This is a genomic window from Rhodococcus sp. NPDC057014, assembly GCF_042673295.1.
Taxonomy (GTDB): domain Bacteria; phylum Actinomycetota; class Actinomycetes; order Mycobacteriales; family Mycobacteriaceae; genus Rhodococcus_F.
Genome location: NZ_JBHUSF010000276.1, coordinates 1 through 12539 on the forward strand (window position 1 = coordinate 1; position 12539 = coordinate 12539).

Genomic DNA, 12539 nt, shown 5'->3' on the forward strand with positions numbered 1-12539 from the left:
GGTCAAAGGGGTGATCTCGCTGGCGGAGTTGATCCAGCGGCAGGTCGAGCAGGAGCTGCACGATCCGGCTCGCGCCCGCCGGGCGCTCGAGGAACTCGAGGAGGCCCGCGAACGCGGTGAGATCACCGAGGAAGAGGAAATGCAGGCCCAGCAGGCGATCCTCGACCAGATGACGGGCGGTGGCGGAGCCACCCCCTGAGCAAGTAGCGCACGGAAAGCCGAAACCCGCTCGGCCGCAACGGCGGAGACGGAGACTGCGGGCGGCCTTACCAGAGGGTGAGGGGAAGTCCGGCCGCCTCGGCGCACCGGAGGCGTTGGTTGCCCAATCGCAGGTGGTGCGGGTTGACGCAGCCGGCGAAGTCGCACTGGTGACACAGCACGGCGTCGTCGGCGCCGGACCACCCCAGCCGCGGAATGATTCCGTACTCGAGCTGGTACGCGAACAGGTGGGCGGGCACGGCGCCTCGGCGGGACGGTCCGGGCAGGTTGGCAGCACGGAAGACTGGTGGGGTGCGATATTCGAAAGGTGTCGTATTCCATCCCCCCGCCACAGTGCTCCGTTACCGTCTCGAATATGACCGGTCGCCGATCGGTGTATCGGACGTCGGTTGACCTGTTGGGCAGCGGGTGGTGCATCGATAGCGTCCACGAAGGTGGTCCCCCAGAGGTCGCCGACCTCGCGAAGCGGCGCTGCTCCACCGAGGTCGGCGACGGTCGATCCGGTCAGCTCAGGCCCACGACTTCCTGGGCGATCGCGGCCAGGCGAGTCTGCGCAGCCGAGACGACACCGTGCCGGTTCTTGTGCGCTTCCTCGTACGCCACGATGGCGCGCACGTCCGCCGGTTCGGTCAATTCCTTGACGGCAGCCACTGCCTCCGCGACGTTGAGGTCGTCGTAGCCGTCGATGGGCAGCTCCCCCGGTTCGAGGACCCCGGCCGCGGTACGGGCCGAATGCAGCACTTCCGCGACCCCGTCGGCTCCTTCGCGGCGGGTGACCTGCTCCGCGGTCTCGAGGGCGGCGTCTCGGGATGCGGTCAGGGTTTTGACGGCGACGTCGCCGGCCTGCGCTCCTCGGTTCAGTAGGTCACTGAGCGCCGGTGGGGTGGCGCGGACGGTGTCGAGAGCCCGGTCCAGGCCGCGGGCCGACCAGGACACCGGCGCGTTGACCAGCCGCACCGCGGTCCCGGCCGCCGCCTGCAGCGGGGTGCGGCGCAGTGCCGCCGGCCCGCCCAAGGCATCCTCGGCGAGGACGGTGGTCAGCCAGTCGACGGTCGCCGAGTGGGCAGCGATCAGCCGGAACGCCAGGTTCTCGACCTCCTTCTTCTGGGCCGCGGCGGCGAGGGCCTTGATGTAGCGGGCCCGGTCGAGGAGTTGGTGTTCGAGCGCGAGATCGCCGAGCAGGGCCTCGTCGAACGGTTGGGCCTGCTCGACGATCGCCTTGACCGCGGCGGCGGCTCGCCCGAGGAACGGGCCGATCAACTCCGGGACGCCGCCGAGTTCGCGGATCGCGGACTCGATGGCCTCGGCGCGGGCGCGGCCGTTGTCGGCGTTCTCGGTCAGCTCCCGGCGGACGGCCTCGGTGCGGGCCTGCACTGTGCGGGTTTCGGCGATCTGAATCTCGGTGTGGGTCAAGTCGAGGACTGTGCGCAGCTGCGCCAGCAAAGTAGTGGTGTTTGATGTATTCGATGTGCTCATGCGGTATTTCGCCCCTTCGACATTTGACGGCATCGGGTCGGCGCAAGGTGCACCGCTGCCTCGCCTACCCAGCCCCGCCGATGGGTAAGCACCCGGACGGGGTCGAACAGGGGGAATTCGGCAACTGTTCACCAGCGACTCGCTTCCGGCACGGCGTGGGTGATCCTCCACGTCCTCCTGTGACGTGCGTGAATCGGACCCGTTTCGGGTACGCCGAGGGAAGGACAGGCCCGATCCACGACCGGGAGTGGAGCCCGATCACGAAAGATGACGATGCCCATGACGTCGGTGCCCGAACCGCACCCGAACATCCGGGTTGGTGTCCAACATGCCAGGGACGGACGGGAAACGCTGTCGGTGGCGGAAGGCATCCTGATCGCACTACGCCGTTGCAGTCCGACCGAGGCCTTCGACGAACTGCTCCGAGTCGCGCGCCGGCATCACCTCAGCGTGCTGACCGTCGCCCACGCCCTGGTCGATCTCGCAATCGACGCCCATCCCCCGCTGGGATCCGCGGAACGGCACACGAACGCATCCGAAGCGGTGACCGAGTGGGAGTCGCGTCTCGCGCACTGGCCAGGGTCTTCGCGGTGAATAGAACAGCTGCTGACCGTAGGACACCCTGCCCGCCGGCAATGCCTCATCGGCGTCCCCCAGCGGTCGTCTGAGGCCCTCTCGCCTCGCCAGTCTGCTCGCCGCTCCTGTTGGCGGTCCCGCACCGCCGAGGCAGGATGTATCCATGTCGATGAACGAACCGTTCCTGCCGATCACCCACGTGGGTTCCGACGAGATCGACGCCGCCGACCCTGGGCTGGGTGCCCCCGGCACCCCCACATCGCCAACCACCGACGACGACACCGATGAGGCGGAGAACGAATTCGAGGACCGCATGGAACAGGCCCGCGGCGAGAAGCAGATCTTCCGCACCCCCGAACCGTCCCCGACCGGCCCGCCTCGGATTGACTCTCACCGGCACGAATCGGACAACCATCTCGCACCGTCAGCCGTCCGGTTCCTTGCCGGTTTCCGGGACGGGTGTCGACGACCTTGTGGGACCCACCGCGGATCCAGCCGATCCCCCACGCGACGCGTCGGATAATCCGCGGAAAATGCGGTGTCCGGAATCGGCGCCGCGGCGGCCGAGACGGCGCCGCTCGACCACTACTACCGCACCCCGCAGAAGATGGGCGCGGGAACGATCAGGACGACGGGAACGAGGACCACAACCACAGCAGCGAGCACTCCACGGCACCCCCAGGCCGACAGACAACACTGCGACCACACCACCCCCGAGCAGGTGGGGTCGCTATGACCGGGTTGGTCGAAACGGTGCCATCGAAGTACCGACCCCCATTGGGGTTGCCGCGTTTGTGATGGTGGTGCCGAAAACAGATACATCCGTGCACCCTCGTCCGACGTCGTCGTACCTCCAGGATGATCCATAGCCACGGTAACCGTGGTTACAGTGTGGTGTCCAGGACGGTCCGGTAGGTGATCGGATCCCCGGGTGGACAGGATAGGTGCAACCGTGGTTGCATCACGGTTGTGGAATCAGAACCGGCACCGGATGAGCGCCCGGACGAGTGGGTGATGCTGGTGTATCGCATCCCCCGCGAGCCCTCCACCCCGCGGATCGCGGTGTGGCGTAAGCTGCGCAAGTACGGGGTGTTCCAGCTTGCCGACGGGGTGGTGGTGCTGCCGGCGTCGCCGCGTACCCGGGAGCAATTCGACTGGGTTGCGGAGGAAGTCGTCGAGGCGGGCGGGCAGGCGGAGGTGTGGACCGCCGCCCCCACCACCAAGGATCAGTGGGACCGGATGCGGGCGAAGTTGTCGGCGGACCGGGGCGCCGAATACGACGAGATCACCGAGGCCGCCGAGGCCACACGATTGCTGCCCGATCCCGCCGGGCGGACCAAGAAGCTCACCCAACTGAGTCGCCGGATACGGGAGATCGACAAGCGCACCTTCTTCCCGACCGCGCCGCGGGACGGCGCGGAGGCGGCCCTCAGGGAGTTAGCCACCGGCCACACCCTGGAAGCGCAGGTGCCGCGATGAAATGGGCGACCCGCGCCGGGATCCACATCGACCGCGCCGCCTGTGCGTGGCTGATCCGCCGCAACATCGACCCGGACGCCCAGTTCCTCTGGGTCACCGACCCCGCGGACGTCCCCACGGAGGCGACCGCATTCGACATGCGCGGCGTCGAACTCTCGCACCATCACGGTGATTGCAGCTTCGAGACGATCCTGCGCCGCTACGAAATCACCGACCCGGTGCTCTGGGTGCTCGCCGAGATCGTGCACGAGGCCGACATCGACGACGGCCGCTACGACGCCCCCGAGGCCCCGGGCCTGGACTCGGTGCTGCGCGGGCTGTCCCTGACCGGCACCGACGATCAGACCTTGGCGGTGGCGGCCCGCGTCTTCGACGGGTTGTACGAGTTCCATCGCCAACGTGTCCTGTCCGGCCGCGAACCGTCCTGACCATCGAGCGGGGCCCGCTCTTCCTGCCGCACTTCAACTTTTCATGTTTCGGAGACCGACGTGACCAGTAAACAACCCTCCACCCGCGCCACCCCGACCCCCTCCTCCCGCCGCGACCTGATCCCGCTGCGGCAGGCGAGCTGGGCGTGGTTCCTGATCTCCCTGCAAACCTTCGGCGGGCCGGCCGGGCAGATCGCCGTCATGCAACGCACCCTGGTCGACGAAAAACGGTGGATCGGGCAGAAACGGTTCCTGCACGCCCTGAACTACTGCATGCTGCTGCCCGGCCCGGAGGCCCAGCAACTCGCCATCTACACCGGCTGGCTCCTCAACGGCACCCTCGGTGGACTGATCGCCGGCGTGCTGTTCGTCCTGCCCGGGATGATCGCGATGCTCGGGCTGGCGGCGATCTACGTCGCCTTCGGCGCCACCACCATCGTGCTGGCGCTTTTCGCGGGGATCGCCCCGGCCGTGCTCGCGGTGGTGGTCCAGGCCGTCACCCGGGTCTCGAAGCGCGCCCTGACCCGGCCGGCGCACTGGGTGATCGCGGTCTGCGCGTTCGGTGCGCTGGCCCTGTTCGCGGTCCCGTTCCCCATCGTGATCGCCGTCGCCGGGTTCGCCGGCTGGCTGATCGGCCGCCGCACCGGCGGCGCCGACACCAGCACCACCACGTCCGCGGACGACAGCGACGAGACGCCGCCGCTGATCGCCGACGACGCCCTGCACGCCGACACACCCAGCCTGCGACGCACGATCCTCGTGCTCGGGGCCGGCGTGATCGCCTGGGCGATTCCGATGGTCGCGGTGGTGATGTGCACCGGCCGCAGCAGTGTGTTCGCCGAGCAGGGGCTGTTCTTCTCCGGCACCGCACTGGTCACCTTCGGCGGCGCCTACGCCGTCCTCGCCTACGTCGCCCAGAAGGCCGTGGAAACCTACGGCTGGCTCACCCCCGGCGAGATGGTCCGCGGCCTCGGCCTGGCCGAGACCACCCCAGGCCCGCTGATCATGGTGGTGCAGTTCGTCGCGTTCCTCGGCGCCTACCGCAACCCCGGAGACCTCGACCCCTGGGTGGCAGCCACCCTCGGCGCGCTGCTCACCACCTGGGTGACGTTCGTGCCGTGCTTCGTATTCATCTTCCTCGGCGCCCCCTACGTCGAACGGCTCCGCAACAACACACAGCTGACCTCGGCGCTGAACGGAATCACCGCCTCCGTCGTCGGCGTGATCGCGAACCTCGCGCTGTACTTCGCCGTCCACACCCTCTTCGCGGACGCCACGATGCTGCACTGGGGACCGATCCACCTGCTGGTGCCCGACCTGCGCACGATCCGCCCGGTCGTCGCGGTCATCGCGGTCCTCGCCGTGGTGATGATCTACCGGTGGAACTGGTCGGTGCTGCGCACACTCGGCGTCTGCGCCCTCTTCGGCCTCGCCGCCGGACTGGTCGGACTCCCGGTCACCTGACCGTCTCCCACCCACGCACCCGCAATCGACTTGGAAAGGACGGACGTCGATGACATCGACAGCCGCCGCCGTATTGGCCGCCGAGAGAAGTGTCGAGGGTCCGCTCCCGGTCTGGCTCATCCTCGCGGTCATCGCTCTGGTCCTGCTCGGTGGGTATGCCGCAACCCGCACCGCCGGCACCGCCCGATCGGACCGGCGGGGCAGTGCACGTCCGCCGCGACCGGAACCACTCGGCCACCCACTCGATCGAATCGAGATGCTCTAGCGACCGAACACGTGGATGCGGCGAACGTTGACGGAAACGGGAGGGAACTTCAACGCAACCTCGCCCGACATACTTGGGGTGCCCGAGACGGTGGTCGAGAAGCCTCGGTGTCCGGCGGGGGCGAGTGAGACCGACCATGAGGGAAGCTCGGTCCCGCACGGTTACATTCTGCGACTGCGGATGTCGTCGCTCACTGTTCGACAATCCGCGACGTGTCTGCGGAATCGATAGCGAGTCTCGGCGGACCAGGCACTGTTCTGCGAAGTCGGGTGCTCGGGTAAAGGGGTTCGCTCGCCCGGCGATGCGGGGTGCACGATGATGATGCGCATGCGGTGAAGTTTCACGAGCAGCTCGACGACCTGACCGACCAGCTGGCAACGATGTGCCATCTGGCCGGGGAGGCCGTCCAGGTGGCGACCGATGCCCTGGTGCTGGCGGACCTGACCCTGGCCGAGCGGGTGTTTGACCTCACCGAGCGGATCGAGGAGCTACGCGGTCCGTGCGAGGACCAGGCGATGACGCTGCTGGCGCTGCAGGCCCCGGTGGCGCGAGATCTCCGTCAGGTCGTCACCGGTGTGCACCGGGTGACGGATCTGAGCCGGATGGGTGGGCTGGTACAGCATGTGGCCGAAAGTGTCCGCCGCCGCCATCCCGAGCACATCACCTCCGGGGAGGCCGAGGAACTGCTCTCCCGGATGGGGCGGGTGGCGGCCGAGTTGGCCGGCCTCGCCGAACGGGTTCTGCGCGGGCACGATCCCGAACTGGCGGCCGAGATCGGCAGACGTGATGACGAGCTCGACGACCTGCATCGACGGCTGCTCACGCTGATCCAGGATCCGGCCTGGGAGGGCAGCATCCCGGCCGCAGTGGACGTGACCTTGCTCGGCCGCTTCTACGAACGCTTCGGTGACCACGCCGTCGTGGTCGGGCGTCGGGTGATCTTCCTCGTGACCGGGGAACCGTTGAAACCGTAAGCGGGAACTCGGGAGCCCGGTCCGAAGAAGTACCGGCGACCTGATCGGACTCTTGTGCGGCTCATTACCCGCGCCGCGTACGCCCAGATGTCAGCCGGAGCGGTGGACCTATTCGTGTGGGGGTCCGCTGACGACGTGGTCGGCGTGGTTGATGCCCTCGAGGACCAGCCGGGAAAAGTGGCCGTCGTGGATGCAGTAGATCACCCGCCGGCCATCCTTGCGGGTGTCCACCAGTCCGGTGAACCGCAGCTTCGCCAGGTGCTGGCTGACCGCGGTCCGTGAGCCCCCCGTTTCCTCAAGCGCCCCGGCGATCTGCGCCACCGTCTGCTCGGACAGCTCCGGAACCGCACCCCACTCACCGTCGGCCGAACTCAACCCTCCTGGCGTGCTGGCGGTTACCGCGATCATCACACCGGCAATCTACCCACGGTCACCGACACCACCGGTGCCGCGCAGGTCAGTGCCGAGACCGCGACTGCTCGTCGGTGTGCATCGCCAGCACGGCAGCGAACGCGGTGATCAGCAAACCCAGCAGAAGCAGCACATTCATCGTCGCTTCCCCCTCGTGGTGTCAGCGCGGACCCGTCTGGGCGACCGGTCGGCGGTCGTCGGCGAACATGGCCTCGATCCGCGCCTTGATCTCCGCGGTGCTCATCGCACCGCTGCGCCGCACCGGCGGCCGCGAGGTGATCGACGGCGCCGGCGACCCGGAGTGGGTCGATTCCGTGAGGTACGCGGACGAGAATGTGGTCCGCGTGCGGGATGCGGAGCCGGTCGGCGATCATGCCGCCCCACGGGCCGCTGGCCGGCCCGAACCCGAACGCGGCCAGGGTGCTGGTGCGGGTGCTCGCGCATTTCGCGGTCAGGCCCCGACGGCATTCCCGGCAGCTGCCGCAGGAGACGGCCCAGGGCACCACCACGACGTCGCCGCGCCGGACACCGGTGACGGCCGGTCCGGTGTCGAGGACCTCGGCGATGCATTCGTGTCCGATCGCGAACGGCCCCTGGAACGGGACCGGTCCGCAGATGGAACCGACGACCGGGTCGATCAGCCCGGTCCGCAGCCCGAGTTGCATGGCGCGGGAGACTCGGCGGTGGATGGGCAGGGTGTCGCCGTCGCAGCGGCCTGCGACGAACGGGCGCACGATCGCGTCGGTGGGGGCTTGCAGGGACGGGTCGTCGCGTTCGCGCCATTCCAGGTGCCCGACGCGGAGAAGGGTCAGTTCCCGCATCAGCCGCGCTGCTCCCGTGCCAGGGCGGCCAGTTCACTGAATCGGACGACCTGACCGGCCGCACCCCAGGTTCCTTCGGGTTGTTCGTGGACGAGCACCCACACCCGCAGTCCGTCGGCCTCGCCGAGGCCGGCCGCCGCCAGCACCTCGGCGGTGACCTCGGTGATCAGCCCCTGTGTGCGGCGGTCGGACAGGGCACCGGCGGGCACGGTGACATCGACCCGGAACCGCGGGAGGTCGTCCTCGAGGGCGGCGAACGCCCTCGGGTACCTCGTCGATCCGGCTCCACGCCTGCGCGCGGAAGAACGCGGCGTCGGGGGCACCCTCCCACCTCAGCAGGGTCGCGGCCAGGGTGTTCTGGAGCGTGCGCCGGTCCTCGGCCGGAAGGACACCGGCGGGGACGGTCAGCTGGATCATCGGCATGTCGGACTCCGTTTCATCACTCTCACCAGGATTATGACGACTGTCATAATGGTGTGGACGGACGCTATGACAGTCGTCATGATGGAGGGAGGGATGCGGGTATGACCGAGACGGGTCCGGGGGCGCGGGAACGCATGGTGGCCGGTGCGGCCGACATGATCCGCCGCCGCGGACTCAACGCCACCAGCATGCGGGAGCTGGCCAAGCACGCCGGCACACCGTTCGGATCGACCTACCACCACTTCCCCGGCGGCAAGTCGCAACTGGCCGTCGAGGCCGTGCAGTTCGCCGACGCACTCGCCGCACGAAAGCTGGCCAAGGAACTGGTCGCCGGACCGCTGGCCGGCCTGCGGGGATTCGTCGACATGTGGCGGGCGGTGCTGGAGGACAGCGAATTTCGGGCCGGTTGTCCGGTGTTGGGGGTGTCGGTGCAAGAACCCGCCGACGACGAAGGTGCACCGCTGCAGGCCGCGGCCGCAGCCTTCGGGAACTGGACGGCGCTGCTCGCCGAGTCGCTGCGCGCGCACGGCGCCTCCGTCACCGATGCCGAGCACACCGCCACGGTGATCGTGGCCGCCGTCGAGGGCACCGTGGCCATGTGCCGCGCCGAACGCAGCACCCGCCCACTCGATCAGGCCACCGAACGACTCGAGTTCCTGATCTGCGCCGTCACCGAGTCGGTCGGCGAATCCCATCCAACGGCGACACCCCAGCCTCGGCAGGTCTCACCGACAACCGGTCGGCCAGCGGTCTGATCGTCGCCTCCTCCCCAAGCCGCATTCCGCCGCACGGGGTTACGTCACCGGCCTCAACCTGCCACTCGCAGCCGAGGATTCATGCGCCCATCGCGGCTACACGCCTCGTCATTGGTTTTGACAGTCCTTTCGTACATCGATAGGTCTTAGCGCACATCCGCCCAGCAGTGCTGCAATCACTGAGTTGATTCGAGTGAGAACCGGGTCTGCTCGACGCATTGTTCGCTTCGCTTGGCGCCCCGTGCTCGGCAGAGAGCACTCCGAGCGCCCTACGGAGCCGTGGGCGTGGCTCGGGATTCCGGAGATCTAGGAGAGATGAATGAAGCGCACGGTTTATACCGCTGAGCATGAGGACTTCCGACTGGCCATCCGTCAATTTCTCGAGCGAGAGGCGGTGCCGAGCTACTCGAAGTGGGAGCAGCAGGGCCACGTGGATCCCGAGTTCTTTCTCCGGATGGGCGAACTCGGCTTCCTGGGAATGCAGGTGCCCGCGGAATTCGGTGGATCGGGCATCGAATCGTACAAGTACAACGCAATACTCAACGAGGAGGCAGCAGCTGCCGGACTCAGCATGGGGTCGCTACGCACGCACCTCGATCTGGTGTACCCATACCTGCAGCAGTTCGCCAATGACGAGCAGCGAAAGCGGTGGCTCCCGGGTTTCACCAGCGGTGAGATGATGACCGCAATCGCCATGACAGAGCCGGACACCGGCTCCGATCTCGCCGGGATCCGCACCACCGCCCGACGCACTGGCGACTCCTATGTCGTCAGCGGCGCCAAGACATTCATCACCGGAGGCCGCCATGCCGGACGGGTCCTGGTGGTCTGCCGCACCTCGCCGCCTGAGGAGGGCAACCGCCGCGCCGGGTTGACCATCCTCGCGATCGACAGCACGTCACCGGGGTTCACCGTCGGTCGCATGCTCGACAAACTGGGCCTCAAAGCGCAAGACACATGCGAACTTTCGTTCGACGACGTCCGCGTCCCGATCGAGGACCGCATCGGGGACGAAGGACACGCCTTCCGGTACCTCACACAGAACCTGCCGCAGGAGCGCCTGGTCATTGCCATGGGCGCCGTCGCCTCCGCCCGCCGGGCCGTCGAGCAGACGGTGGACTACACCCGCAGCCGTACAGCGTTCGGCACGCCGATCGCGTCGTTCCAGAACACCAAGTTCGTCCTCGCCGACTGCGCGGCCGACCTCGCGGCGGGACAGGCGCTGGTCGACGACGCCATCGAACAGCACGACGTCGGCGCACTCAGCCCTGCACGGGCCGCACTGGTCAAGCTGTGGACCACCGAAATGCAGGGTCGGGTCGTCGACAAGTGCCTCCAGCTGCACGGCGGTTACGGCTACATCACCGAATACCCCATTTCCAAGCTCTACGCCGATGCGCGGGTGACCCGCATTCTGGGTGGAACCAGCGAGGTGATGCGGACCGTGATCGCCAAGTCGATGCAGCTCTGACCGAATCCGAACAGATGACCGAACCGCCCGAAAGGACAGCCATGCCTACCTACTGGCCCGAAAATATCCCGCGCCATCTCGAGTATCCGACAGTCGGGGTCGGCCAGTTACTCTGTGCGGCATGCCACCTGCACGGCGATCGGCTCGCCGTCGAAGACGGTGACCTCCAGCTGACCTACACCCAGTTGTGGGAGGAAGCCGCCGCCGTCGCGGCAGCACTCGAAGCGGACGGCGTCCGGTCAGGCGACGTCGTGCTGGTCCATTTGCCCAACACCGCATGGTTCGTCGTGACCTATCTCGGGGTGCATCTCGCCGGTGCCGTCGTGTCGCCGGTCAGTCCGTTGCAGCAGGTCACCGGGTTGCGGGACCAGATGGTCGAGGTGGATGCCGTGTTGGCCATCTCGCATCCCGCCCATGTCGGTGCGCTCGTCGAGGCCGCCGAAGGCACCAGTCTGCGGCGCATCGTCGTGGTGCCCGGCTCCGCGGCAGCACCGGAACAGACGACCATGCCCGTGAGTGAATCGGTGTTCGGGTTTGCTGATTGGACGAGGGAGCATCGGCGCGAGGTCGAGCCCGTGGCGGTGGATCCGGACGCGCTCGCGCACCTCGTGTTCACAGGCGGCACTACGGGCGTGTCCAAGGGGGTGCGTACCCTCCAGCGCAACGTCGTCTCGCAGATCACCCAGGCGCTGGCCTGGCGCATGGGCAGCCTCATTTCCCTGGACGAGAACGGACGCTTGCAGTTCACCCGCTACCGCACGGACGGGGCGCTCGTCGTGGGTGAGACCGTCTCGTTGATCGTCGGACCGCTCTATCACACCCAGTCATTGTTGACGATGTGCAATCTCCTCTGCACCGGTGCGACGATCATCTTCCCCGGACGCTTCTCTCCGGAATCGGTTCTCCGATTCATCGAGGAAAAAGGTGTCACCTACATCAACGGTAGCCCCAGCATGTGGCACTCCCTGTTGAGCTGTCCCGAGATTCGTTCCCGAGATCTGTCCTCGTTGCGTGCGATGTCGTCCGGCGCGGCTCCTCTCGATCAGGAGACGCTCGCCGCTATGAAGCACGCCTTCCCCGGGGCGATGTTGATCGAGGGATACGGATTGACGGAGGGGACGTGCCTGGTGCTCTCGGTTCCGGGCTTTCACGGCGCTCGCCATAAGCAGGGCAGCGTCGGACAGCCGATCCCTGACACGGAGTTCGAAATCCGCGACGCCGACGGACGGCCACTCGGTGACGGAGAGCAGGGTGAACTCTGGCTGCGCGGGCCGCAGATCGCCGACGGCTACCATCGGCATCCGGACAAAAGCGCCGAGCAGTTCGTCGACGGGTGGTTGCGGACCGGGGACATGGCGTATGCCGATGACGAAGGTTTCCTGTTCATCAGCGGACGCGCCAAGGACATGCTCGTCTACAAGGGCTACAACGTCTATCCCCGCGTTCTCGAGGAGTTGCTGACCAGCGATCCGAACGTCGACTCCGCCGCCGTCGTCGGGCGCAGTGATCCCAACGCCGGACAGATTCCGGTGGCGTTCGTCGTGCCCCGGTCGGGCCGTACCGTCGACCCCGGCCAGCTGCTGGCCGATGTGGCGGCGCAGGTCCTGCCGTATCAGCGGGTGCGGGAAGTCATTGTCGTCGACGCCCTGCCCACCAGCGCCGCGGGCAAGACACTCAAGAACGAACTGCGGGCCCGCCTCGACACGGCCCACTCCAACGCCCACAGCGGGTAGTCGGGCCACTCGTCTGCACTGAGGTTCATCGGCCGCTGCGACCC

15 protein-coding genes and 2 pseudogenes are annotated in these 12539 nt (G+C 67.6%); 12 read left to right on the forward strand and 5 right to left on the reverse strand.

Features of this window, described 5'->3' with window-relative positions:
• On the forward strand, window positions 1-199 hold a 199-nt coding region (locus tag ACFTZB_RS35065), incomplete at its 5' end, for a gas vesicle protein GvpG (RefSeq protein WP_378438859.1).
• Window positions 200-266: 67 nt separating this feature from the next.
• Here ACFTZB_RS35065 and ACFTZB_RS35070 read toward each other — a convergent pair.
• Both ACFTZB_RS35070 and ACFTZB_RS35075 read right to left on the reverse strand, forming a co-directional pair.
• Window positions 267-500, reverse strand: a pseudogene (locus tag ACFTZB_RS35070) (hypothetical protein); the annotation flags it as partial.
• A gap of 223 nt (window positions 501-723) precedes the next feature.
• A complete protein-coding gene (locus ACFTZB_RS35075; RefSeq protein WP_378438861.1) occupies window positions 724-1695 on the reverse strand; it encodes a ferritin-like domain-containing protein in 972 nt (323 codons plus the stop codon).
• Between the two features lie 267 nt (window positions 1696-1962).
• On the opposite strand from ACFTZB_RS35075, the gene ACFTZB_RS35080 reads away from it, so the two are divergent.
• From ACFTZB_RS35080 to phoU, 8 genes are all read left to right on the forward strand, one after another.
• Complete coding sequence (locus tag ACFTZB_RS35080) at window positions 1963-2289, forward strand: ANTAR domain-containing protein (protein ID WP_378438863.1); 327 nt, start codon at window positions 1963-1965, stop codon at window positions 2287-2289.
• Window positions 2290-2434: 145 nt separating this feature from the next.
• On the forward strand, window positions 2435-2794 hold the full coding sequence (locus ACFTZB_RS35085; protein WP_378438865.1) for a hypothetical protein: 360 nt from the start codon (window positions 2435-2437) through the stop codon (window positions 2792-2794).
• Window positions 2795-2809: 15 nt separating this feature from the next.
• Complete coding sequence (locus ACFTZB_RS35090; protein ID WP_378438867.1) at window positions 2810-3007, forward strand: hypothetical protein; 198 nt, start codon at window positions 2810-2812, stop codon at window positions 3005-3007.
• 233 nt (window positions 3008-3240) lie between these two features.
• A complete protein-coding gene (locus tag ACFTZB_RS35095; protein ID WP_378438869.1) occupies window positions 3241-3750 on the forward strand; it encodes a Chromate resistance protein ChrB in 510 nt (169 codons plus the stop codon).
• A complete protein-coding gene (locus ACFTZB_RS35100) occupies window positions 3747-4178 on the forward strand; it encodes a chromate resistance protein ChrB domain-containing protein (RefSeq protein ID WP_378438871.1) in 432 nt (143 codons plus the stop codon). The genes ACFTZB_RS35095 and ACFTZB_RS35100 overlap by 4 nt, the downstream gene beginning before the upstream one ends.
• A gap of 60 nt (window positions 4179-4238) precedes the next feature.
• The gene (chrA, locus tag ACFTZB_RS35105; protein ID WP_378438873.1) at window positions 4239-5642 is read left to right on the forward strand and encodes a chromate efflux transporter; all 1404 of its coding nucleotides are present in this window, start codon (window positions 4239-4241) and stop codon (window positions 5640-5642) included.
• A gap of 49 nt (window positions 5643-5691) precedes the next feature.
• The gene (locus ACFTZB_RS35110; RefSeq protein ID WP_378438875.1) at window positions 5692-5907 is read left to right on the forward strand and encodes a hypothetical protein; all 216 of its coding nucleotides are present in this window, start codon (window positions 5692-5694) and stop codon (window positions 5905-5907) included.
• 332 nt (window positions 5908-6239) lie between these two features.
• Window positions 6240-6881 carry a phosphate signaling complex protein PhoU gene (phoU, locus tag ACFTZB_RS35115; RefSeq protein WP_378438877.1) on the forward strand — a complete coding sequence of 214 codons (642 nt, stop codon included), beginning with the start codon at window positions 6240-6242 and terminating at the stop codon, window positions 6879-6881.
• 108 nt (window positions 6882-6989) lie between these two features.
• On the opposite strand, the gene ACFTZB_RS35120 is transcribed toward phoU, so the two are convergent.
• The 3 genes and pseudogenes from ACFTZB_RS35120 to ACFTZB_RS35130 form a co-directional block, all read right to left on the reverse strand.
• Window positions 6990-7289, reverse strand: a complete 300-nt coding sequence (locus ACFTZB_RS35120) for an ArsR/SmtB family transcription factor (protein WP_378438887.1) — start codon at window positions 7287-7289, stop codon at window positions 6990-6992.
• A 389-nt stretch (window positions 7290-7678) separates the two neighbouring features.
• Window positions 7679-8113: pseudogene (locus ACFTZB_RS35125) on the reverse strand (alcohol dehydrogenase catalytic domain-containing protein); the annotation flags it as partial.
• Window positions 8113-8436, reverse strand: a complete 324-nt coding sequence (locus ACFTZB_RS35130; protein ID WP_378438879.1) for a 4-oxalocrotonate tautomerase family protein — start codon at window positions 8434-8436, stop codon at window positions 8113-8115. The gene ACFTZB_RS35130 and the pseudogene ACFTZB_RS35125, both read right to left, overlap by 1 nt.
• 201 nt (window positions 8437-8637) lie before the next feature.
• On the opposite strand from ACFTZB_RS35130, the gene ACFTZB_RS35135 reads away from it, so the two are divergent.
• From ACFTZB_RS35135 to ACFTZB_RS35145, 3 genes are all read left to right on the forward strand, one after another.
• On the forward strand, window positions 8638-9291 hold the full coding sequence (locus ACFTZB_RS35135) for a TetR/AcrR family transcriptional regulator (RefSeq protein ID WP_378438881.1): 654 nt from the start codon (window positions 8638-8640) through the stop codon (window positions 9289-9291).
• Window positions 9292-9610: 319 nt separating this feature from the next.
• The gene (locus tag ACFTZB_RS35140; protein WP_378438883.1) at window positions 9611-10762 is read left to right on the forward strand and encodes an acyl-CoA dehydrogenase family protein; all 1152 of its coding nucleotides are present in this window, start codon (window positions 9611-9613) and stop codon (window positions 10760-10762) included.
• A gap of 41 nt (window positions 10763-10803) precedes the next feature.
• Window positions 10804-12495, forward strand: coding sequence for a class I adenylate-forming enzyme family protein (locus tag ACFTZB_RS35145; protein ID WP_378438885.1), 1692 nt, complete (start codon window positions 10804-10806; stop codon window positions 12493-12495).
• Window positions 12496-12539 lie beyond the last annotated feature (44 nt).

What these genes read in the sequence shown, in the direction of transcription:
- ACFTZB_RS35075 (WP_378438861.1), bottom strand. Translation starts at nt 1,695, where the DNA reads ATGAGCACATCGAATACATCAAACACCACTACTTTGCTGGCGCAGCTG.
- ACFTZB_RS35080 (WP_378438863.1), top strand. Translation starts at nt 1,963, where the DNA reads ATGACGATGCCCATGACGTCGGTGCCCGAACCGCACCCGAACATCCGG.
- ACFTZB_RS35085 (WP_378438865.1), top strand. Translation starts at nt 2,435, where the DNA reads ATGTCGATGAACGAACCGTTCCTGCCGATCACCCACGTGGGTTCCGAC.
- ACFTZB_RS35100 (WP_378438871.1), top strand. Translation starts at nt 3,747, where the DNA reads ATGAAATGGGCGACCCGCGCCGGGATCCACATCGACCGCGCCGCCTGT.
- ACFTZB_RS35110 (WP_378438875.1), top strand. Translation starts at nt 5,692, where the DNA reads ATGACATCGACAGCCGCCGCCGTATTGGCCGCCGAGAGAAGTGTCGAG.
- ACFTZB_RS35120 (WP_378438887.1), bottom strand. Translation starts at nt 7,289, where the DNA reads ATGATCGCGGTAACCGCCAGCACGCCAGGAGGGTTGAGTTCGGCCGAC.
- ACFTZB_RS35135 (WP_378438881.1), top strand. Translation starts at nt 8,638, where the DNA reads ATGACCGAGACGGGTCCGGGGGCGCGGGAACGCATGGTGGCCGGTGCG.
- ACFTZB_RS35140 (WP_378438883.1), top strand. Translation starts at nt 9,611, where the DNA reads ATGAAGCGCACGGTTTATACCGCTGAGCATGAGGACTTCCGACTGGCC.
- ACFTZB_RS35145 (WP_378438885.1), top strand. Translation starts at nt 10,804, where the DNA reads ATGCCTACCTACTGGCCCGAAAATATCCCGCGCCATCTCGAGTATCCG.